We start from the raw sequence: 20,664 nt of genomic DNA, 5'->3' as shown, positions 1-20,664 counted from the left end.
GACCGTTCCCGGACGGATCTGCCCGGAACTCGCCGTCGCGTCGGCACACGTGGGGCGGCGACGCTCGGTAGGGTGAAGGTCCGAGCGGATGATGTAGTCAGACTGCTTGGCAGGACAGGACGCTCGGAAGAAGAGCTCCCTTCACACAAGGAGGTCGGCGGCGATGGCGCAGGAGCAGACCAAACGAACTGGCGGCGGCGACGAGGACGACACCCCGGGCGGTGACGGTGCCGCTGGTCAGGAACGTCGCGAAAAGCTGGCCGAGGACACCGACGACCTGCTCGACGAGATCGACGACGTGCTCGAGGAGAACGCCGAGGACTTCGTCCGGGCCTATGTCCAGAAGGGCGGCCAGTGACGGCGGATCGACCGGCATTGCGGACAGGCGACGGTGACACGAGGCTCAGTTTCGGTTCGAATCTGAGCTCGTTCACCGAATATCTGCGTGGTCACGCACCAGAATTGCTGCCGGAGAATCGGATCGGCCATCGTTCGCACTCGACACGGGGTGGTGACGGGATGGAGAGCGGTGATCTCGCACCGCACGGAACGACGATCGTGGCGCTCACCTACAAGGGCGGCGTCCTGCTCGCAGGCGACCGGCGCGCGACCCAGGGCAACCTGATCGCCAGCCGGGACGTCGAGAAGGTGTACGTCACCGACGAGTACTCGGCGGCCGGTATCGCCGGCACCGCGGGCATCGCCATCGAACTGGTGCGCCTGTTCGCCGTCGAACTCGAGCACTACGAGAAGATCGAGGGCGTTCCGCTGACGTTCGACGGTAAGGCCAACCGCCTGGCGTCGATGGTGCGGGGCAACCTCGGGGCGGCGATGCAGGGTCTCGCGGTCGTCCCGCTGCTGGTCGGCTACGACCTCGACGCGGACGAAGAGGCCCGGGCGGGCCGCATCGTCTCGTACGACGTCGTCGGCGGCCGCTACGAGGAACGCGCCGGATACCACGCGGTCGGTTCGGGGTCGCTGTTCGCGAAGTCGGCGCTGAAGAAGATCTACTCGCCGGACAGCGACGAGGAGACTGCCCTGCGGGCGGCCATCGAATCGCTGTACGACGCGGCCGACGACGACTCGGCCACCGGTGGGCCCGACCTGACCCGCGGCATCTACCCGACCGCGGTCACGATCACCCAGGCCGGTGCCGTCCACGTGTCCGAGGAGACGACGTCCGAGTTGGCTCGGCGCATCGTCGCCGAGCGCACCGAAGAAGGGGGGTCTGCGCGATGACCATGCCGTATTACGCCTCCGCCGAGCAGATCATGCGGGACCGCTCGGAACTGGCGCGCAAGGGAATTGCCCGGGGACGCAGCGTCGTGGTTCTCACGTTCCGCGACGGCGTGCTGTTCGTCGCGGAGAATCCGTCCACCGCCCTGCACAAGGTCAGTGAACTGTACGACCGGCTCGGCTTCGCCGCCGTCGGCAAGTACAACGAGTTCGAGAACCTGCGGCGCGCCGGGATCGTCCACGCCGACATGCGCGGCTACTCCTACGACCGCCGTGACGTGACGGGCCGATCGCTGGCCAACGCGTACGCGCAGACCCTGGGCACGATCTTCACCGAACAGCCCAAGCCGTACGAGGTGGAGATCTGCGTCGCGGAGGTCGGACGGGTGGGCAGCCCGAAGGCGCCCCAGCTGTACCGCATCACGTACGACGGATCCATCGTCGACGAACAGCATTTCGTGGTGATGGGTGGCACGACGGAGCCGATCGCGACCGCCATGCGCGAGTCGTACCGTGCCGACCTCGATCTCGAGGCTGCGGTCGGCATCGCGGTCAACGCTCTGCGCCAGGGCGGTGCGGGGGAGGGCGAGAAGCGGAACGTCGACGTGGCCAGCCTCGAGGTGGCCGTGCTCGATCAGTCCCGTCCTCGCCGCGCATTCCGGCGGATCGCCGGAGCCGCGCTCGAACAGCTGGTTCCCGCAGCGCCGGCGGCCGCCTCGGAATCCGCTCCGGAGCCGAAGCCGGACACCGAGACGAAGCCGGCCGACCCTCAGGACTGAGGTCGGTACACGGCGATCGCTCCGGGCACCGTCCGGAACTCGAACCTCCGGGCGTCGGTCACCACTTCACCATCGGTGGCCAGCGCGACAGGTGCGCCGTTCACCCGGACGGTGAGCCGGGGCACGAGGGATCGCACGTACACCCGGCTGCTTCCGAGCGTCCCGGTCACGGCGGCGAACAGCAGCCGCGGCCGGGACGCCCGCCGGTCGGCTCGCACGTACCGGACGTCGAGCAGTCCGCCGGTGATGGCTGGGCGCGACATCGGAACCTGATCGCCGGGGGAGTACCGACCGTTCCCCACGAACAGCATCCAGACGTTCACGGGCCTGCCGTCGAGGGTGACGGCGAGCGGTGTCGCCGCGGCGAGAATTCTGATCATCGCCGCACAGGCCGCGGGCCACTTCCCGTACCGGGGCTGCCACTTCTCCCGTAGTCGCACCGCGTCCGGATAGCCACCGAGACTGGCGGTGTTGAGGAACGGCGCGGGTTCGGCGACGTCGGTGTGGACGACGGCCTGATCCACGAGAACCGCATGTCCGGTCTCGACGGCCGTTGCCGTGTCCGAGATCTCGGGAACGCCGGCGTCCCGCGCGAAGTGATTGAGTGTGCCGCCGGGGAACACCGCCAGTGGCAGGGTGTGACGCGCCGCCGCAGATGCGACGGCGACCACGGTTCCGTCTCCGCCGCACACCCCGAGTGCCCGCGGATTCGTCTCGGCCACCCAGGCGTCGAGTTGCTCGGCGAAATCGCGGTCGGTGTCGAGGGCGCGCACGTGAGCCTTCGGGAGTGCGGTCGCGATCTCCTCGCTGGGATCCACGGTGTCCGGCCCGGACTCCTGGTTCACCAGTACGAGGAGGCCTTCACCGCCCGGCAGCGCCGGCGCGTCGACTGCGGGGCCCAGCTCCGCCGGGTCTTCGGTGCGCACCGCCCACCAGCGGCGGGTTCCGGAAGCGACGGCCCCACCCAGCATCAGCCCGACGAGGACGTCCGACGGCCAGTGCACGCCGTTGTGCACCCGGGAGTACGCGACCGCGGCCGCGAGGGGAGCGAGTGCGGCACCGGCCGCGGGCGATTCCAGGGCGACACCGGTGGTGAACGCCGCCGCCGACGCCGAATGTCCCGACGGGAAGGACGAGGACCGGGGAATCGGCACGCCGCGCAGCACGTTCGTCCACGCGCGGGCGGGAGGGCGCCGCCGTGGGAACACCGGCTTGAGGATGCCGTTGGCCAGACCGCTCGCCATCGCGAGCGACAGCAGGCCCCGCACGGCACCGCGCCGGGCACGTCCGCCGACCAGTCCCAGCAGTGCCGCCACACACCACCACAGGACCCCCTTGTCGGCCGCGTGGCTGAGGAAGCGCATCGCCCGGTCGACCCCGGACGGGCGGAGATCGGCGCTGCGGCCGAACACGATCTCGTCGACCCGGTGGATGCGGTGCAGGTGTCGGTTCACCGTCTCAGCGTAGGCGCGGAGTGTCGCCGGACGGTTTTCCCGCTCCGCCGGGTGATCGGCGTTGTACTGTCGAGGTGTGCAGCGACGAATCATGGGAATTGAGACAGAGTTCGGTGTGACCTGCACCTTCCATGGTCACAGGCGACTGAGCCCGGACGAGGTTGCGCGCTACCTGTTCCGGCGGGTGGTGTCGTGGGGCCGGAGCTCCAACGTGTTCCTCCGGAACGGTGCCCGCCTGTATCTGGACGTCGGCTCGCACCCCGAATACGCGACGGCCGAGTGCGACAACCTCATCCAGTTGGTCAACCACGACCGGGCCGGTGAGCGCGTACTCGAGGAACTGCTGATCGATGCCGAGCAGCGGCTCGCCGAGGAAGGCATCGGCGGCGACATCTACCTGTTCAAGAACAACACGGACTCGGCGGGCAATTCGTACGGCTGTCACGAGAACTTCCTCGTGGCGCGGGCCGGTGAATTCTCCCGGATCTCGGACGTCCTGCTCCCGTTCCTGGTGACGCGGCAGCTGATCTGCGGCGCCGGCAAGGTGCTGCAGACGCCGAAGGCGGCCACGTTCTGCCTGTCACAGCGCGCCGAGCACATCTGGGAGGGTGTGTCCTCGGCGACCACGCGGTCCCGGCCCATCATCAACACCCGGGACGAGCCGCACGCCGACGCGGAGAAGTACCGCCGCCTGCACGTGATCGTCGGCGACTCGAACATGTCCGAGTCCACCACGATGCTGAAGGTGGGCACGGCGGCGCTCGTACTCGAGATGATCGAGGCCGGGGTGTCGTTCCGCGACTTCGCGCTCGACAACCCGATCCGCGCCATCCGCGAGGTCAGCCACGACGTCACCGGCCGCCGCCCGGTGCGGCTGGCCGGCGGCAGGCAGGCCAGTGCCCTCGACATCCAGCGGGAGTATCACGCTCGCGCGGTCGAGCACCTGCAGAACCGCGACCCCGATCCGCAGGTCACGCAGGTGGTCGACCTGTGGGGCCGCATGCTGGACGCCGTCGAGACGCAGGACTTCGCGAAGGTCGACACGGAGATCGACTGGGTGATCAAGCGCAAGCTGTTCCAGCGGTACCAGGACCGGCACGGCTTCGAACTGGCCGACCCGAAGATCGCGCAACTCGATCTCGCGTACCACGACATCAAACGCGGTCGCGGCGTGTTCGACGTGCTGCAGCGCAAGGGGCTGGTCAAGCGGATCACCGAGGACGAGACCATCGAGGCCGCGGTGGACACGCCGCCGCAGACCACCCGGGCGAAGCTGCGCGGCGAGTTCATCACCGCCGCGCAGGAGGCCGGACGCGACTTCACGGTCGACTGGGTGCATCTCAAGCTCAACGACCAGGCCCAGCGGACCGTGCTGTGCAAGGATCCGTTCCGGTCGGTGGACGAGCGGGTGGAGCGGCTGATTGCCTCGATGTAGCGGCGCTCGGGGAGTCCGGATGCGGCTCACCCACTAGGCTTCCGGGCGTGCCGACTTCCAAGATCGAGCGCTTGATGAACCTGGTGATCTGTTTGCTGTCCACCAGACAGTTCCTCACCGCCGAGAAGATTCGCGAGAGCGTTGCCGGGTACGCCGACTCCGCCAGCGACGAGGCGTTCAGCCGCATGTTCGAACGCGACAAGAACGAGTTGCGGGATCTCGGTGTCCCCCTCGAGACCGGGCAGGCGTCGCGTTTCTCGACGGTCGAGGGCTACCGGATCAACCGCAACGCGTACGAGCTACCCGACATCGACCTCGACCAGGAGGAGTCGGCGGCGGTCGCGGTGGCGGTCCAGTTGTGGGAGTCGCCGGAGTTGACGTCTGCGGCGCAGGGGGCGCTGCTGAAGTTGCGTGCGGCGGGTGTGCAGGTGGATCCGGATTCGGCGGCCACCCCGATCACGGCGGTGCCCGCCCGTACCCGCGGCTCCGAACCGGCGCTCGGGAAGTTGCTAGCGGCGGTCGATGCCGGCCGCGCCGTGCACTTCCCGCACCGCGGTGCGCTCAACGAGCCGTACACCGAACGCACCGTGGAACCGTGGGGTGTCGTCACCGCCCACGGCCGGTGGTACCTCGTCGGTCACGACGTCGACCGGGGCGCCGTCCGGACGTTCAGGCTGTCGCGGATCGGTGACGACGTGACGGAGTTCGGGCCGTCAGGGGTCGTCCACAAACCCGCGGATGTCGACCTCCGGGACATCGTCGACCGGGTCACCGGTTCGGGCGAGGTCACCGGTACCGCCACCGTGTGGGTGGCGGAGGGCCGGGCCCAGGAACTGCGCCGACTGGCGACCACCGCGGAGGAGAAGCGGGTGAACGAGCGCAGCGGCACCGTGCTCCGGATTCCCATCCACTCCCGGGACTGGATCGCGCGGCTGGTCGCGGGCCACGGGGCGGACGCCCTGGTCCTCGATCCGCCCGAACTACGACACGATGTGCTGACCAAGCTGAAGGACGCCGCAGGGGAAGGGGTGACGTCGTGAGCAACCGGCTGTCGTCGCGGCTGTCCCGGCTTCTCAATCTGGTGCCGTATTTCATCGCGAACCCCGGGATGAGTGCCGCCGAGGCCGCCGCCGAACTGGGCGTCACCACCACACAGCTGATGTCCGACCTCAACCAGTTGTGGGTGTGCGGGCTGCCCGGCTACGGGCCCGGTGACCTGATCGACCTGTCGTTCTCCGAGGAAAGCATCGAGGTGACGTTCTCGGCGGGCATCGACCGTCCGCTGCGGTTGACGTCCACCGAAGCGACCGCCCTGCTGATTGCCCTGCGTTCGCTGGTGGAGATGCCGGGCATGGTCGACCCGTCCGCGGCGCACAGTGCGATCGCGAAGATCGAGGACGCCGCGGGCACGGCGGCGGCCCGCGCGGCGGTGACCCCGGCGTCCGAGCGGGCCGCGGTGGAGGACGTGGCGGAAGATCCCGTCGCGGCCGCGGTGCGCTCCGCCCTCCATCGCCGGCGGGCACTCCACCTGACGTACTACTCGGCATCCCGGGACCGGGTCACCGAGCGCACCGTGGACCCGGTGCGGATCGTGCTGGTCGACAATCACAGCTATCTGCAGGCGTGGTGCAGGCAGGCCGAGGGGGTCCGGCTGTTCCGTCTCGACCGGATCGACGCCGCCACCGAACTGGACGAGGCGTCGACCCCGCCGGCGCAGGCTCTCGTCCGGGACTCCAACCTGGAGTTGTTCAGCGGCGACGCGTCTCTGCCCCAAGCGCGATTGCACATCGGCGCCGACTGCGTGTGGGTGCTCGACTACTACCCGATGGATGTGGCCACGGTTGCCGCCGACGGGTCGGTCGAGGCGACCATGAGTTACGGGGCGCTGGAGTGGATGGCCCGGCTCGTGCTCGGCTTCGGTTCCGGAATCACCGTGCTCGGACCGCCCGAACTGGTCCATGAGGTGCGCCGCCGGGCCGTGGAGGCGCTGTCCGCGTACGAGGCCGTCGAGGCATGAGCGGCGATGGGCCGGGAGCGTGTCGGGGCGGAGATCCGTGACCACGGGTTGAGACTGACGGACCTGCACGGATCGGACATCGAGGTCGGTGCCTCCGACATCGCCTTCGACACCGGGCCCGGGACGGCGGCGCCCGTGAACGCGCGTCTGGTCGCGCTGATCCGCGAGGCCGAGGCGGGCGGGAACCGGCAGTGGTCCGGGGAGGCCCTGCTCGCCGATCTGCGCTCACAGCGGGGACCCAGGAAACCCGCAGGGAAACGGCAGCGCAGCTAGCCGGTTTCGACCGGGCTGGTGCCGTGTATGTCCGGTAGCATCGGGGTCACCTGATCTTTTGGAGGTTTCATCATGGGAGCCATGAGCCCCTGGCACTGGGCCATCGTCGCGCTGGTCGTCGTCATCCTGTTCGGTTCCAAGAAGCTGCCCGATGCGGCTCGTGGACTCGGCCGTTCGCTCCGCATCTTCAAGAGCGAGGTCAAGGAGATGCAGAACGACAACAGCACGCCGGCGCCCACCGCGCAGCAGAGCGCGCCCGCCGAGCTGCCCGTGGCGGACACCACCACCGCACCGGTCACCCCTCCGGCGCCGGTGCAGCCGCAGCCGCAGCACACCGAGCCCAAGTCGGCGTAGCCCGAGCCGCCTGACAACCGGGGTGACTCTTCACCCCGGTTGACTGCTGACCAAGACTAGGGCGAACAACAGTGCGAATTCCGTTCGATCCGCGCCACAGCAAGCGGAGGACCAACCCCGACGGCACCATGTCGTTGGTCGATCACCTCTACGAGCTGCGCACGCGACTGCTCCTGTCGGTGCTGGCCATCGTGGTCACCACAGCGGTGGGATTCTTCTGGTACTCCCACCAGATCTTCGGCATCGAGAGTCTCGGCGAGCTCCTGCGCGGACCGTACTGTTCGCTGCCGGAGTCGAGCCGCGCCGACCTGAGCAACGACGGGTCGTGCCGACTCCTCGCGACCGGACCGTTCGAGCAGTTCATGCTCCGCTTCAAGGTCGCGCTCACGGCGGGCGTCGTCCTCGCCTGCCCCATCTGGCTGTACCAGCTGTGGGCGTTCATCACACCCGGCCTGTACGCGAAGGAACGCCGCTACGCGATCGGCTTCGTGGTGTCCGGCGCGGCGCTGTTCATCGCCGGTGCCGTCCTGGCCTACGTGGTCGTCGCGAAGGCCCTGCACTTCCTGCTGACGATCGGCGACAACGTCCAGATCACCGCACTCGGCGGCGCGGAATACTTCGGGTTCATCATCAACCTGCTGATCATCTTCGGTGTCAGCTTCGAGATCCCGCTGCTCATCGTCGCCCTGAACTTCGTCGGTATCCTGCCCTACGCGAAACTCAAGGCGTGGCGTCGTGGCCTGATCTTCGCCCTGTTCGTGTTCGCCGCGATCGCCACCCCCGGTCAGGACCCGTTCTCGATGCTCGCGCTCGCGTTCGCGTTGACCCTGCTGTTCGAGATCGCCGTGCAGATCGCCCGCATCAACGACCGCCGCAAGGCTCGTCGCACGGAGCAGGAGTGGGGTGCCCTCGACGACGACGAGGCGTCGACGATCGCGGCGCCGGCCGACCTGAACGAGTCCTTCGACGTGGCCGCCGCAACCGTCCCCGAGTCCGCGGGCCGGTTCCGGCGTTCACGCAAGTCCGGGAAGTCCGGTGCCGCGAACAAGAACGACGCTGCGAGCACGACCGGCAGCAACACACCGGGTCAGGACTTCTCCGACACCCTGTGACAATCTGACGGGGTGGCAGTGACAACAGGTGACACGACCGGCGGCACCGAACTCGATGTGTTCTCGGCGCAGCTCGGCTTCGTGCTCGACCCCTTCCAGATCAACGCCTGCCGCGCGCTCGAGGGCGGCCACGGCGTCCTCGTCTGCGCGCCGACCGGCGCGGGAAAGACGGTGGTCGGTGAATTCGCGGTGCACCTGGCGCTCGCGGCCGGTCGCAAGTGCTTCTACACCACTCCGATCAAGGCGCTGAGCAATCAGAAGTACGCGGAACTGGTGCGCCGGTACGGCAAGGACACCGTCGGGCTGCTGACCGGAGATTCGAGCATCAACTCGGACGCTCCGGTGGTCGTGATGACCACCGAGGTGCTGCGGAACATGCTGTACGCCGATTCCGCGGCGCTGCGCGGGTTGTCGCACGTCGTCATGGACGAGGTGCACTTCCTGGCCGACCGGTTCCGGGGGGCGGTGTGGGAAGAGGTAATTCTGCACCTGTCCGAGGACGTCCGGCTCGTCAGTTTGTCGGCGACCGTCAGTAATGCCGAGGAGTTCGGTGCGTGGATGGAGACGGTGCGCGGCGACACCACCGTGGTGGTCGACGAGAACCGCCCGATTCCGCTGTGGCAGCACATCATGGTGGGAAGGCGGCTGTTCGACCTGTTCGACACGAGGGCGCGCAGCGGGGATGCCCGTAACGATCTGGTGGTCGACCAGGATCTGGTGCGTCACGTCAAGCAGCGTCAGGCGCTCGAGCGGGCCGACTCGTGGGAGCCGAGGGGCAGGGGGCGGCGCGGCGGCGGACGTGGCTATTCCAGCGACTTCCGGCCGCTGCCCCGACCGGAAGTGATCTCCCGCCTCGACGACGAGGGGCTGCTCCCGGCGATCACGTTCATCTTCAGCCGGGCCGGATGCGACGCCGCGCTGGCCCAGTGCCTGCGGTCCCGCCTCGATCTCACCACGCCGGAGCAGGTCGCCGAGATCCGGACCATCGTCGACGCCCACACCGGCGAACTGCCGAAGGCCGACCTCGAGGTCCTCGGGTACTGGGAATGGCGCAAGGCGCTGGAGCGTGGCCTCGCCGCGCACCACGCGGGGATGTTGCCGGCGTTCCGGCAGACGGTCGAGGAGTTGTTCGTCAAGGGTCTGGTTCGGGCCGTGTTCGCCACCGAGACGCTGGCTCTCGGCATCAACATGCCCGCTCGGACGGTTGTCCTCGAACGCCTGGTCAAGTACAACGGCGAGGCCCACGCCGAACTCACCCCGGGGGAGTACACGCAGCTCACGGGCCGGGCGGGACGTCGCGGCATCGACATCGAGGGCCACGCGGTGGTCCTGTGGCAGCCGGGGGTGGAACCGGTGGACGTCGCCGGCCTGGCGTCCACCCGCACATTCCCGCTGCGCAGTTCGTTCCGTCCCGGCTACAACATGACGATCAACCTGGTCGACCGCATGGGTGCGGCGGAATCGCGGGCCCTGCTCGAGCGGTCGTTCGCCCAGTTCCAGGCCGATCGGTCGGTGGTAGGCCTGACGCGGGGCATCGAACGCAACGAGGCCGCGCTGACCACGCTCCGCGAACGGCTCGGTGGCGAGGACGGCGAGTACTTCGAGTACGCCCGGCTGCGGGAGGAACTGAGCAGCCGGGAACGGTCGCTCGAACGCGCAGGCCGGACCGAACGCCGGGACGCCGCCGTCGCCTCGCTCGTCGCCTTGCGGCGGGGCGACGTGATCGCCATCCCCGTGGGGCGGCACTCCGGTCTGGCCGTGGTGCTGGAACCGGACCGGGATCCGACGGACCCGAAACCGTTGATCCTCACCGAGGCGAAGTGGGCGGGCCGGGTGTCGGCGGGCGACTTCCCCGAGCCGGCACGGTCTTTGGGATCGATGAGGTTGCCGCGACGCTTCGATCACCACACGGCCCGGGTGCGACGCGATCTGGCATCGGCGTTGCGCAGCACCGGAATCGTCGCGCCGGGCCGCCGGAAGCGGAAGAAGTCGGGTGCGGCCGCCGACGACGCCGAGATCGCGCGGTTGCGGCGCGCGATCCGGCAGCATCCGTGCCACAGCTGGCCCGACCGCGAGCAGCTGAGCCGGATCGGTGAGCGCTACAACCGGCTGGCCCGGGAGACGGAGACGATGCGCCAGAAGGTCGCCGCCACCACGAACTCGTTGGCGCGCACGTTCGATCGGATCCTGTCGCTGCTCGCCGAGCGCGACTACGTCTCGGCGGGTGAGCACCCCGATGCCACCGAGCACGGCACCCGGTTGAGCCGGATCTATTGCGAGAGCGACCTCTTGGTGGCCGAATGCCTCCGGCAAGGTGTGTGGAAGGGGCTCGGGCCCGCGGAACTCGCCGCCGTGGCGTCCGCCGTGATCTTCGAATCGCGGCGCGAGGGGGACACCGTCGAGAGCGGCGGTCCGGGAGCGTTGCGGCACGCCCTCGACGAGACCGTGCGGGTGTGGCGGGAACTGCGGGCGGACGAGATCCGGCACAAGTTGCCGCCCACCCGTGAACCGGACTTCGGTTTCGCCGCCGCGATCTACCACTGGGCCAGCGACAATTCGCTCGTCGAGGCGCTGATAGCAGCGGGAGACCAGGGGCGCGCGCTGTCCGCCGGCGACTTCGTGCGGTGGTGCAGGCAGGTGATCGACCTCCTCGAACAGGTCCGGTCGACGTCGCCCGATCCGGAGGTCGGCAAGGCCGCGGGTCGTGCGGTCGCGGCGATCCGTCGGGGCGTCGTCGCCGTGGATGCTGCGTGACCCGACGCCGTGTGGTTGGATTCGCACGCCGTCCGAAGGCCCGAATCCGATGGTGGGGCGTTACGGTAGGTACAAAACTTGACACGTGAGCGGGAGGCGACGATGAGCGGCCCTTACGGACCGAACGACCCGAACGGGCAATGGGCCCAGGGACAGCAACCGGGCCAGGGCAATCCTGACCAGAGCGGCGGCCAGTACGGCGCGCCGCAGTACGGTCAGCAGCCGCCCGCCCAGCCGTGGGGTCAGCAACCGGGTCAGCCTCAGCAGCCCGGGCAGCCGCAGTGGGGTCAGCAGCCCCAGCAGCCCGGTCAACCCCAGTGGGGGCAGCAGCCGCAGCCCGGTCAGCTCGGACAGCCGGGCCCGGGGCAGTGGGGGCAGCAGCCTCAGCAGCCCGGGCAGCCGCAGTGGGGTCAGCAACCGGGTCAGCCGCAGCAGTGGGGACCGGCCCCCGGCCAGCAGCAGTGGGGACAGCCGCCGTCCTCGGGGAAGTCGAAGCTGCCGTTGATCATCGGTGGTGTGGTGGCACTGCTCGTGATCGTGGGTATCGCCCTCGTGCTCGCGTTCACGGTGTTCGGCACGGACACCCTCGACCAGAAGGCGGCGGAGGACGGTGTCGAGCGCATCGTCACCGATTCCTACGGCGCCGAGAACGTGTCCGGCGTCACCTGCCCCTCGGGTCAGGAAGTGAAGAAGGGCAACAGTTTCACGTGCAGCCTCACCGTCGACGGTGAGAAGAAGCAGGTCACTCTCACCTTCACCGACGACAAGGGCACGTACGAGGTGAGCCGCCCGAGCTAGGCATGCCCCGGGCGGCCCACCCGGCCGTCACGGAACCCGTGCGGCGGCCACCTTTTTCATCGCCGCGGTGAGGCGTCCCACGGAGTTCTCGATTCCGAGTTCGTCCGCCAGCCTGCCGAGCCGGTCCGCGTCGACCGGTTTGGCGGGCAGCGTGTCTTCGCGGGACAGTTCGACTTCCGCGTCCCGCACCACCCGCACCACCGGCAGTGCCGCGTCGAGATAGTCGGCCGCGGCGGCGAACTTCGCGCGCGCACCCTTTGCCATGTCGGATTCGGGATCGACTGCTGCGGCCCGCAGTGCGGCAAGCGATCCGTATTGCATGATCAGGCTGGACGCGGTCTTCTCACCGATTCCCTTCACACCCGGCAGCCCGTCCGACGAGTCGCCGCGCAGCAGGGCGAGCTCCGCGTAGGCCTCACCGGCCCGGTCGGCGGGCACCCCGTACTTGGCTGCCACCTCTTCGGGCCCGAGCAGCTCGGCCTTGGCGAGGCCGCGCACCACGTACAGCACCCGCACGGGCACCGGATCGTCCGTGACGACCTGCAGGAGGTCGCGGTCACCGGTGACCACGATGACCGCGTCGCGGGTCTCGGTGGCGGCGAGTGTGCCGAGGACGTCGTCGGCTTCGAGGCCTTCCGCGCCTGCGGTCGCGATTCCGGTGGCGGCCAGGACATCCAGGATCATCGGGACCTGTGGCGACAGGGTGTCGGGGACCTCTTCCTCCGCCCCGCCGGTGTCCTCGGCGACCCGGTGCGCCTTGTACGTGGGCACCGCTTCGACGCGGAACGCGGGCCGCCAGTCCAGGTCGAGGCACACCGCGAGCCGGGACGGCTGGTGCTTGGTGATCAGTGCGGCCACCATGTCGGTGAATCCGCGCACCGCGTTGACGGATCGACCGTCGGGTGAGGTGATCGAGTCGGGTAGCGCGTAGTACGCGCGAAACCACAGGCTGGCACCGTCGAGGAGAAGCAGAGGCCCTGTCATGACCCTCATCCTGCCAAACCGGTTTAGCCTGAAGCCATGAGTTCCCTCGGCGCATCGACTTCACGTTTCCCGACCACCATCTATGCCGACCGGATCGCGCGCGCAGGCGCTCTGGCCCGCGACGCCGGACTCGACGGCCTCCTCATCACGCCCGGACCCGACCTGCGGTATCTGCTGGGTTCACGCGCGGAGTCGTTCGAACGCCTCACCTGCCTGGTGATCCCGGCGAACGGCGACACAGCGTCCGTGGTCGTGCCGCGGCTCGAACTGGCCGCGCTGACCGAATCGGCCACGTCCGACCTGGGTCTGACGGTGCGCGACTGGGTGGACGGGGTGGACCCGTACGCGCTGGTGTCGGGGCTGCTGCCGTCTCCTGCGCGGACCGCCGTGACGGATGCGATGCCCGCGCTGCACCTGATTCCGTTGTCGGAGGCGCTCGGGGCGCTGCCGATCCTGGCCACCGAGGTGCTGCGGGAGCTGCGGATGGTCAAGGACGATGCGGAGATCGACGCGCTGCGCCGGGCCGGTCAGGCCATCGACCGGGTTCACGCCCGGATGGGGGAGTTCCTGAAGGTCGGCCGCACCGAGGCCGAGGTGGCGGCCGACATCACCGCCGCGATCCTCGAGGAGGGGCACACCGAGGCGGCGTTCGTGATCGTCGGATCGGGGCCGCACGGCGCCGATCCGCACCACGAGGTGTCCGAGCGGGTCGTCGAGTCGGGTGACGTGGTGGTCATCGACATCGGGGGACCGGTCGAGCCCGGTTACAACTCCGACTCCACCCGCACGTACAGCATGGGTGAGCCCGATCCGGGTGTGGCCGAGAAGTTCGCGGTCCTCGAGGAGGCGCAGGCGGCGGCGGTCGCCCTGGTGCGTCCCGGCGTCACCGCCGAGGCGGTCGACGCGGCCGCCAGGGACCTGCTGGCCGCGCAGGGTCTCGCCGAGGTGTTCGTGCACCGGACCGGGCACGGAATCGGCTTGTCGGTGCACGAGGAGCCGTACATCGTCTCGGGTAATTCGATCGAACTGACCGAGGGGATGGCCTTCAGCGTGGAGCCGGGAATCTACTTCCGCGGGGAGTGGGGTGCCCGCATCGAGGACATCGTCGTCGTGACCGCCGACGGCTGTGAGCCGGTCAACACCCGGCCGCACGGGCTGACCGTTCTCCCGGGCTGAGGATGCCGCGGGAAGCGGGAGCGTGCGGGGCGGTGCGGCGCGGGTAGTAACATCTCCCATTTGTTCACGACCGCACTCGCCGCTGCACGTCCGCGGAGAGTCGGGATCACAGATCAACCGAAGGTGTCATGGAAAGCGTCGCCCCGAAGGTAACCGTCGTCGTCCCGACCTACAACGAACGCGACAACCTGCCCAAGATCGTCGAGCTTCTCGCGGCGTTGGACATCCCGAACCTGCATGTGCTGGTCGTCGACGACAACTCGCCGGACGGCACCGGTGAGGTGGCCGACACGCTCGCGCAGAGCGGTCCGATCCCGGTCGGGGTGCTGCACCGGACCGTGAAGGACGGCCTCGGGCGGGCCTACGTCGCGGGCATGACCCGGGCGTTGTCCGAGGGCGCGGACATCGTGATCCAGATGGACGCCGACCTGTCGCACCCCACCGAGGCCATCCCGCGGATGGTGGAGACGCTGACGACGACGGATGCAGCCGTCGTGCTCGGCTCCCGCTACGTGGCGGGCGGCGCGGTCGCCAGCGACTGGCCGTGGCACCGCAAGGCGCTGTCGGCGTGGGCGAACTTCTACGTCAACGCGATCCTGCGGTTGCGGGTCAAGGACGCGACCGCCGGGTTCAAGGCGTGGCACGCCGACACGCTGCGGGCCATCGACGTCGAGGGCGTGCAGAGCAACGGGTACGCGTTCCAGGTGGAGATGAACTACCGGACGGTGCAGCGCGGCATGACGATCGCCGAGGTCCCGATCCGGTTCGAGGAACGCACCGACGGCGTGTCCAAGATGAGCCTCGCGGTGCAACTCGAATCGGCGCGGGTCCCGTGGAAGCTGCGGTTCAGTCGTGACGCAGCGCAGCCGAGCCGAGTACGCGGCTGACGGCGATCTCCACGACCACCCGTGTCGGGTTCACCCGGGGCTGGCGGTACCTCGCGGCGTAGCGGGCGACGGCGTCGGCGACGGATTCGGGGTCGGTGAGGACCCGGGCGGGACCTTCGAGTGTCATCCAGCGCGGTCCGTCCACCTGACTGACGGCGCCGTACCCTCCCCGTTCGGCGTTGAGGGCCTTCTGGGAGGAGCCGTTGGTGATGACCCGCGCCAGCCCGTGCTCCTGATCCCAGGTGAAGCCGACGGCGACGACGTGCGGGGTGCCGTTCTTGCGCAGCGTGGTGAGCGTCCCGAGGTGGTATTCGCCGAGGAAGGCGAGTGCCGCGTCGGGCAGGCGGATCGGGGTGGAGGGGGTGCGGTCCATCCCCCGACGGTAATCCAGGACACTGGACGGGTGAGCCTGGGATCGAAGAAGAACAGCGGACAGCCCGACGAGGGAGTGGTACTCCTGCTCGGTGGTCGCAGCGAGATCGGCCTCGAGATCGCCTCCCGGCTCGCGCCCGGCCGCACGATCGTCCTCGCCGCCCGCCGCAGCACCGAACTCGCCGCCGAGCGGCAGTCGCTGCTCGACGCGGGCGCGTCCGCGGTGGACTGCGTGGAATTCGACGCCGACGACCTCGACAGCCACGAGAAGCTGCTGCGGTCCGTCGTGGACACGCACGGCCCGCTGTCGGTCGCGGTCCTCGCCTTCGGCATCCTCGGCGACCAGGCGCGCGCCGAGCGGGACGCGCGGCACGCCGTGGCCGTCGTGCACACCGACTACGTCGCGCAGGTCAGTGTCCTCACGCATCTCGCGACCCTGCTCCGTGAGCAGAAATCGGGACGGATCGTGGTCTTCTCGTCCGTCGCCGGTGTGCGCGTGCGCCGCGCCAACTATGTGTACGGGTCGGCGAAAGCCGGTCTCGACGGGTTCGCCTCCGGTCTCGGCGACGCCCTCCACGGCAGCGGTGTGTCCCTGCTGCTGATCCGGTCCGGGTTCGTCATCGGGCGGATGACCGAGGGCATGTCGCCGGCGCCGATGTCGAGCACGCCGGGACAGGTCGCGGACGCGGTCGTGCGGGGTCTGTACCGCGGCGCGAGCCGAGTCTGGGTGCCGGGCCGGTTGCGGCCCGTGTTCTTCGTCATGCGACTGCTGCCGCAGGCGATCTGGCGCCGGATGCCGCGATGACCGACCCGATCGTCGTCGTCGGGATCGGTGCCGACGGGTGGGACGGTCTGTCGCCGTCCGCGCGGCGCGAGATCGAAGTGGCCGACGTCGTGATGGGTTCGGGGCGTCAACTCGCCCTGATCCCCGAGACGCCGGCGCTGCGGGTGGCCTGGCCGTCGCCGCTGGTCCCGGCGCTGCCCGGCCTGTTCGAACAGCACCACGGCCGGCGGGTGTGCGTGCTGGCCAGCGGCGATCCGATGTTCCACGGGATCGGCGTCACCCTCGTGAACCTGCTCGGCGCGGAACGGGTGCGGGTGATCCCGCATCCTTCGTCGGCCACCCTGGCCTGCGCCCGCCTGGGTTGGGCGGCGCACGAGACACCGGTGATCAGTCTCGTGAATCGACCGGTCGACGCGCTCCTGCCGGAACTCGCCGACGCGACGCGACTGCTTGTGCTGAGCCGGGACGAGCACACTCCCGCCGCAGTGGCCGACCTGCTGACGGGACGGGGGTTCGGACCGTCGCGGCTCACCGTGCTCGGCGAACTGGGCGGACCGGACGAGTCGAGGCTCGACGGAACGGCGTCGGTGTGGTCGCACGGGCCGGGACCGCGGCTGAACGTGATCGCGATCGACTGCCGGGCCGAGTCCGGCGCCGTCCGGCTGACCCGGCTGCCGGGACTGCCCGACGCCGCGTTCACGGGTGACGGGCAGATGACCAAACACGAGATCCGCGCGCTGACGCTGTGCGCCCTCGCCCCCGCGGCGGGGGAGTTGCTGTGGGACGTGGGCGGGGGGTCCGGCACCGTCGCGATCGAATGGATGCGCACCCACCCGCGCTGCCGGGCAGTGACTTTCGAGCGCAGCGCGGCACGGGTCGATCAGATCGAGGCGAACGCGTCGGCGCTCGGGGTGCCGTCCCTCACCGTGTTCGGCGACGCACCCGCCGCGTTCGAGGACGTACCACCCGCGTCGTCCGTGCCGGACGCGATCTTCGTCGGTGGTGGCGTCACCCAGGACGGTCTGCTGGGCGAGTGCTGGTCCCGGCTTCGGGTCGGGGGCCGGATGGTGGCCAATGCGGTGACCGCGGAATCGGAAGCGCTTCTGCTGCAGTGGTTCTCGAAATGCGGTGGGCAGCTCCGCAAATTCCAGGTGTACCGAGGGGAGCCACTCGGCGGATTCACCGCGTGGCGGCCGCAACTGCCGGTGGCGCAGTGGTCGGTGACGAAACAGTCGAAAGGTGATGCGGCATGACCGTGTATTTCATCGGAGCGGGTCCCGGCGCGGCCGACCTGATCACGGTCCGTGCGCAGCGGATCATCGCGACCAGCCCCGTCTGCCTGTACGCGGGCAGCCTCGTCCCGCAGGAACTCCTGGCGGAGTGCCCCGAGGGTGCGCGGGTGATCGACACGGCGCGTCTGAGTCTCGACGAGATCGTCGCCCTGCTGATCGAGGCCGACGCTGCGGGTCAGGACGTCGCCCGACTGCACTCGGGTGACCCGTCGATTTTCAGTGCCGTCGCCGAACAGGTCCGCCGGCTCGAGTCCGCCGGGGTCGCGCACACGGTGGTGCCCGGGGTGCCCGCGTTCACCGCGGCGGCGGCGTCGCTGGGGCGGGAACTGACCGTCCCCGGTGTCTCGCAGTCGATTGTCCTGACCCGCGTGTCCACATTGTCCACCGCGATGCCGGAGGGTGAGGACCTGCGGTCCCTCGGCCGCAGCGGCGCCACGATGGTGGTGCACCTGGGGGCGCACCGGATCGATCAGATCGCCGAGGAACTTATCGAGAACTACGGTCGCGACTGTCCCGCGGCCGTCGTCGCGTTCGCGTCGCGTCCCGACGAGATCGTGCTGCGGGGCACCCTTGCCACGATCGCCGATCAGGTGAAGGCGGCGGGCGTCACGAAGACTGCCGTGGTGATCGTCGGTAAAGTGCTTGCTGCCGAAGGGTTTCCGGACAGCTACCTGTATTCCGCCACCCGCGAGCGCACCACCCACTGAGCGTGTCACGGATTCTGATCCTCGGCGGAACCGGGGAGGCGCGAGCGCTCGCCGCGGCGCTCGCCGACGTTCCGGGTGTCGAGGCCGTGTCCTCACTCGCGGGCCGGGTCCGTGATCCGCGCCTGCCCGCCGGTGAGGTGCGGATCGGCGGGTTCGGGGGAGCGGCCGGGCTTGCGGAGTGGTTGTGCGCGCATCCCGTCGACGCGATCGTCGATGCGACGCACCCGTTCGCGGCACAGATCACGCGCAACGCCGCCGACGCCGCGCACCGTCGCGGCATCCCGCTCGTCGTTCTCCGGCGCCCCGAATGGGCGCCGCGTCCCGGCGAACACTGGCACACCGCCCCGGACCTTGCTCGCGCCGCCGATCTGCTACCCGGCCTGGGAACGAGAATCTTCCTCACCATCGGCAGGCAGGGCGTCGATGTGTTCGCCGGCCTGCACGCACTGTGGTTCCTGATCCGCGCGATCGATCCACCCGACGTGGCGATGCCGCCGCAGTCGACCCTGCTCCTCGCCCGCGGGCCGTTCGCGGTGGCCGGCGAGACGGCATTGATGCGTGAGCACCGGATCGACGTTCTCGTGACCAAGAACAGCGGCGGCGGTCAGACCGACGCGAAACTGGACGCCGCGCGCGCCCTGGGCATCCCGGTGCTGATGATTCGCCGTCCACCGTTGCCGTCGGCGACGGCAACGGTCGACGACGTCGCGGGAGCCGTCGCCTGGATCGGCGCGCTCGCGTGATGACGGCCCGGTCGGCCCGTCAGCAGGCCGGTGCCGGCGCATCCTCGGACAGCGGCTTGCCCTCCGGTTGGGTGTAGAACGCGAGCAGGACCAGCGGTTCGGTCCCCAGATTGGAACCCTCGTGGACGTGGTCGCTGCCGTGGTCCTCGGTGATCGCCTGACCGGCGGTCGTCACCGCTTTCGTGCAGTCCTGCAGCGTGCGGGACAGCACCCCCGACTCGACGAACGCATACACCGGGCCGTCGTGGTAGTGCCAGCCCGTCGTGCCGCCGGAGGCGATCTCGATGCGCCGCAGCGTCAGATCCGTGCCCGCCGAACTGCCGGCGACCGCCGGAACCGTGGTCTCGAACAGAATCTGAGCGGTCACGCCCGAAGACGGCGTGGCCTGGGCAGGCGAGGCGGACAGTACCGCGGCGACGGCACAGGGCAAGGCGACCACACTCGATCTGAGGAGCATCGTGACGACCTCTCGGCGCGCTGGCCCTGCACACTGCGCGCAGGCGTCCAGGGGGAGTGCATTTCGGCGTGTCCAGGGTAGGGCCCCGGCGGGAGCGGCCGCGGGGATATCCGTGAAATCCGATCGTCGTGTGGACTACTTCGGTCTCGGCGACACTGTAGTGACGTGCCGGTTGCGGCGATGGCGGCGCGGCGGTGTGATTGCGGAGCGGAGTGACGGGACGAGCATGACGATCGAGCGGTTGCTGACCACGCATTTTCCGGATGATCCCGTGATGGATGCGGCGTTTGCGTCGGCGCTGCTGCGCCGGACGGGGCGAGATCCGAATGCTCCTGGGCTGGTGCGGATCTACAGTCCCGCACGGACGTTGTCGTTCGGGCGGTTGGACGCCATCCGACCGCAGTTTCCGGCGGCCGCCGCGGCGGCGCGGCGACATGGGTTCACCCCCGTCGTCCGAGGGGCCGGTGGTCGGGCCGCGGCCTACCACGAGCAGACCCTCGTCGTGGAGATCTTCTCCCGGGACACCGAGGGCATCATCGGCGCCCGCCCGCGCTTCGAGCGGATCACCCCGAGGATCGCCGCCGTGCTGAGGAGCCTCGGCGTCGACGCTCGCATCGGACCGGTCCCCGGCGAGTACTGCCCCGGTGACTGGACCGTCAACGGCGAGGGCCGTGTCAAGTTGGCGGGGACCGCGCAGCGAATAGTCGCCGGCGCGTGGCTCTTCGGTTTCGAGCTCGTGGTGTCCGATTCGAATCCCGTGCGAGCGGTGCTCACCGACGTCAACGCCGCCCTCGAGTTGGACTTCGACCCGGGCACGGCGGCGTCGCTCACGGACATGAACCCGGGCGTCACCCTCGAACAGGTCCGGGCCGCGATCCTTGCCGAGACCGGCGGACTCCACGAACGAGCCGCGGACCCCGGCCTCCTCGACGAGGCCGCGAACCTGCGCGATGCGCACGTGGCGTGATTCCGGGCGGAATCATTTCGGGCTACTTCATTGCAGGACAGTGTTTTTCACGGCACATTCTGATTGTGTGAGCGTTCTGTTCC

22 protein-coding genes are annotated in these 20,664 nt (G+C 69.4%); 18 read left to right on the top strand and 4 right to left on the bottom strand.

All coding sequences use genetic code 11. The annotated features are described in order from the left end of the window. The first annotated feature begins 163 nt into the window (after window positions 1-163). The 3 genes from ROP_RS02760 to prcA are packed head-to-tail and all read left to right on the top strand — an operon-like array spanning window position 164 to window position 2,015. Complete coding sequence (locus ROP_RS02760; RefSeq protein WP_005242990.1) at window positions 164-358, top strand: ubiquitin-like protein Pup; 195 nt, start codon at window positions 164-166, stop codon at window positions 356-358. Continuing rightward, window positions 355-1,239, top strand: a complete 885-nt coding sequence (prcB, locus tag ROP_RS02755; protein ID WP_012687836.1) for a proteasome subunit beta — start codon at window positions 355-357, stop codon at window positions 1,237-1,239. The genes ROP_RS02760 and prcB overlap by 4 nt, the downstream gene beginning before the upstream one ends. Then, the gene (gene prcA, locus ROP_RS02750) at window positions 1,236-2,015 is read left to right on the top strand and encodes a proteasome subunit alpha (RefSeq protein WP_012687835.1); all 780 of its coding nucleotides are present in this window, start codon (window positions 1,236-1,238) and stop codon (window positions 2,013-2,015) included. The genes prcB and prcA overlap by 4 nt, the downstream gene beginning before the upstream one ends. On the opposite strand, the gene ROP_RS02745 is transcribed toward prcA, so the two are convergent. Next, window positions 2,006-3,469, bottom strand: coding sequence for a phosphatase PAP2 family protein (locus tag ROP_RS02745; protein ID WP_012687834.1), 1,464 nt, complete (start codon window positions 3,467-3,469; stop codon window positions 2,006-2,008). The two genes, prcA and ROP_RS02745, sit on opposite strands and share 10 nt — an antisense overlap. Window positions 3,470-3,545: 76 nt before the next feature. On the opposite strand from ROP_RS02745, the gene pafA reads away from it, so the two are divergent. The 8 genes from pafA (at window position 3,546) to ROP_RS40970 (ending at window position 12,212) form a co-directional block, all read left to right on the top strand. After that, the gene (pafA, locus tag ROP_RS02740; protein WP_012687833.1) at window positions 3,546-4,904 is read left to right on the top strand and encodes a Pup--protein ligase; all 1,359 of its coding nucleotides are present in this window, start codon (window positions 3,546-3,548) and stop codon (window positions 4,902-4,904) included. A gap of 47 nt (window positions 4,905-4,951) precedes the next feature. Continuing rightward, entirely contained in the window at window positions 4,952-5,944 is a 993-nt protein-coding gene (locus ROP_RS02735; RefSeq protein ID WP_012687832.1) for a helix-turn-helix transcriptional regulator, read from the top strand. Then, the gene (locus ROP_RS02730; protein ID WP_012687831.1) at window positions 5,941-6,921 is read left to right on the top strand and encodes a helix-turn-helix transcriptional regulator; all 981 of its coding nucleotides are present in this window, start codon (window positions 5,941-5,943) and stop codon (window positions 6,919-6,921) included. The genes ROP_RS02735 and ROP_RS02730 overlap by 4 nt, the downstream gene beginning before the upstream one ends. A gap of 6 nt (window positions 6,922-6,927) precedes the next feature. Next, window positions 6,928-7,194, top strand: coding sequence for a hypothetical protein (locus ROP_RS43990; RefSeq protein ID WP_012687830.1), 267 nt, complete (start codon window positions 6,928-6,930; stop codon window positions 7,192-7,194). A gap of 72 nt (window positions 7,195-7,266) precedes the next feature. Next, the gene (gene tatA, locus ROP_RS02720; RefSeq protein ID WP_012687829.1) at window positions 7,267-7,548 is read left to right on the top strand and encodes a Sec-independent protein translocase subunit TatA; all 282 of its coding nucleotides are present in this window, start codon (window positions 7,267-7,269) and stop codon (window positions 7,546-7,548) included. Between the two features lie 71 nt (window positions 7,549-7,619). Then, window positions 7,620-8,660 (top strand): twin-arginine translocase subunit TatC, encoded by a 1,041-nt coding sequence (gene tatC / locus ROP_RS02715; protein ID WP_012687828.1) that lies wholly within the window; start codon window positions 7,620-7,622, stop codon window positions 8,658-8,660. A gap of 18 nt (window positions 8,661-8,678) precedes the next feature. Beyond that, window positions 8,679-11,414: a DEAD/DEAH box helicase gene (locus ROP_RS02710; protein ID WP_012687827.1), complete on the top strand. Its 2,736-nt coding sequence runs from the start codon at window positions 8,679-8,681 to the stop codon at window positions 11,412-11,414. 102 nt (window positions 11,415-11,516) lie between these two features. After that, window positions 11,517-12,212 carry a DUF4333 domain-containing protein gene (locus ROP_RS40970; protein ID WP_012687826.1) on the top strand — a complete coding sequence of 232 codons (696 nt, stop codon included), beginning with the start codon at window positions 11,517-11,519 and terminating at the stop codon, window positions 12,210-12,212. 27 nt (window positions 12,213-12,239) lie between these two features. Here ROP_RS40970 and ROP_RS02695 read toward each other — a convergent pair whose 3' ends face one another. Then, a complete protein-coding gene (locus ROP_RS02695) occupies window positions 12,240-13,196 on the bottom strand; it encodes a 5'-3' exonuclease (RefSeq protein WP_043824122.1) in 957 nt (318 codons plus the stop codon). Between the two features lie 36 nt (window positions 13,197-13,232). Between ROP_RS02695 and ROP_RS02690 the strand changes: the two genes are divergently transcribed. After that, a complete protein-coding gene (locus ROP_RS02690; protein ID WP_012687824.1) occupies window positions 13,233-14,372 on the top strand; it encodes a M24 family metallopeptidase in 1,140 nt (379 codons plus the stop codon). Window positions 14,373-14,500: 128 nt separating this feature from the next. Then, window positions 14,501-15,259 (top strand): polyprenol monophosphomannose synthase, encoded by a 759-nt coding sequence (locus ROP_RS02685; protein WP_012687823.1) that lies wholly within the window; start codon window positions 14,501-14,503, stop codon window positions 15,257-15,259. Here the strand turns inward: ROP_RS02685 and ROP_RS02680 are convergent. Next, complete coding sequence (locus ROP_RS02680) at window positions 15,219-15,632, bottom strand: TIGR03618 family F420-dependent PPOX class oxidoreductase (RefSeq protein WP_012687822.1); 414 nt, start codon at window positions 15,630-15,632, stop codon at window positions 15,219-15,221. The genes ROP_RS02685 and ROP_RS02680 overlap by 41 nt on opposite strands. 30 nt (window positions 15,633-15,662) lie before the next feature. Here ROP_RS02680 and ROP_RS02675 point away from each other — a divergent pair, with 30 nt between their 5' ends. The 4 genes from ROP_RS02675 to ROP_RS02660 are packed head-to-tail and all read left to right on the top strand — an operon-like array spanning window position 15,663 to window position 19,157. Continuing rightward, window positions 15,663-16,436, top strand: a complete 774-nt coding sequence (locus ROP_RS02675) for an SDR family NAD(P)-dependent oxidoreductase (RefSeq protein ID WP_012687821.1) — start codon at window positions 15,663-15,665, stop codon at window positions 16,434-16,436. Then, window positions 16,433-17,668 (top strand): bifunctional cobalt-precorrin-7 (C(5))-methyltransferase/cobalt-precorrin-6B (C(15))-methyltransferase, encoded by a 1,236-nt coding sequence (locus tag ROP_RS02670; RefSeq protein ID WP_012687820.1) that lies wholly within the window; start codon window positions 16,433-16,435, stop codon window positions 17,666-17,668. The genes ROP_RS02675 and ROP_RS02670 overlap by 4 nt, the downstream gene beginning before the upstream one ends. Continuing rightward, a complete protein-coding gene (gene cobM, locus ROP_RS02665) occupies window positions 17,665-18,414 on the top strand; it encodes a precorrin-4 C(11)-methyltransferase (RefSeq protein WP_012687819.1) in 750 nt (249 codons plus the stop codon). Before ROP_RS02670 ends, cobM begins: the two co-directional genes overlap by 4 nt. 2 nt (window positions 18,415-18,416) lie before the next feature. After that, window positions 18,417-19,157: a cobalt-precorrin-6A reductase gene (locus ROP_RS02660; protein WP_012687818.1), complete on the top strand. Its 741-nt coding sequence runs from the start codon at window positions 18,417-18,419 to the stop codon at window positions 19,155-19,157. 19 nt (window positions 19,158-19,176) lie between these two features. Here ROP_RS02660 and ROP_RS02655 read toward each other — a convergent pair whose 3' ends face one another. Next, window positions 19,177-19,524, bottom strand: a complete 348-nt coding sequence (locus tag ROP_RS02655) for a cupin domain-containing protein (RefSeq protein WP_231868853.1) — start codon at window positions 19,522-19,524, stop codon at window positions 19,177-19,179. Between the two features lie 316 nt (window positions 19,525-19,840). Here ROP_RS02655 and ROP_RS02650 point away from each other — a divergent pair, with 316 nt between their 5' ends. After that, on the top strand, window positions 19,841-20,581 hold the full coding sequence (locus ROP_RS02650) for a lipoate--protein ligase family protein (protein ID WP_012687816.1): 741 nt from the start codon (window positions 19,841-19,843) through the stop codon (window positions 20,579-20,581). Window positions 20,582-20,664 lie beyond the last annotated feature (83 nt).

Source organism: Rhodococcus opacus B4 (assembly GCF_000010805.1).
GTDB classification, from domain to species: domain Bacteria; phylum Actinomycetota; class Actinomycetes; order Mycobacteriales; family Mycobacteriaceae; genus Rhodococcus_F; species Rhodococcus_F opacus_C.
The sequence above is the reverse complement of the archived record's forward strand: the minus strand, read 5'-3'. Positions and strand labels throughout refer to the sequence as shown.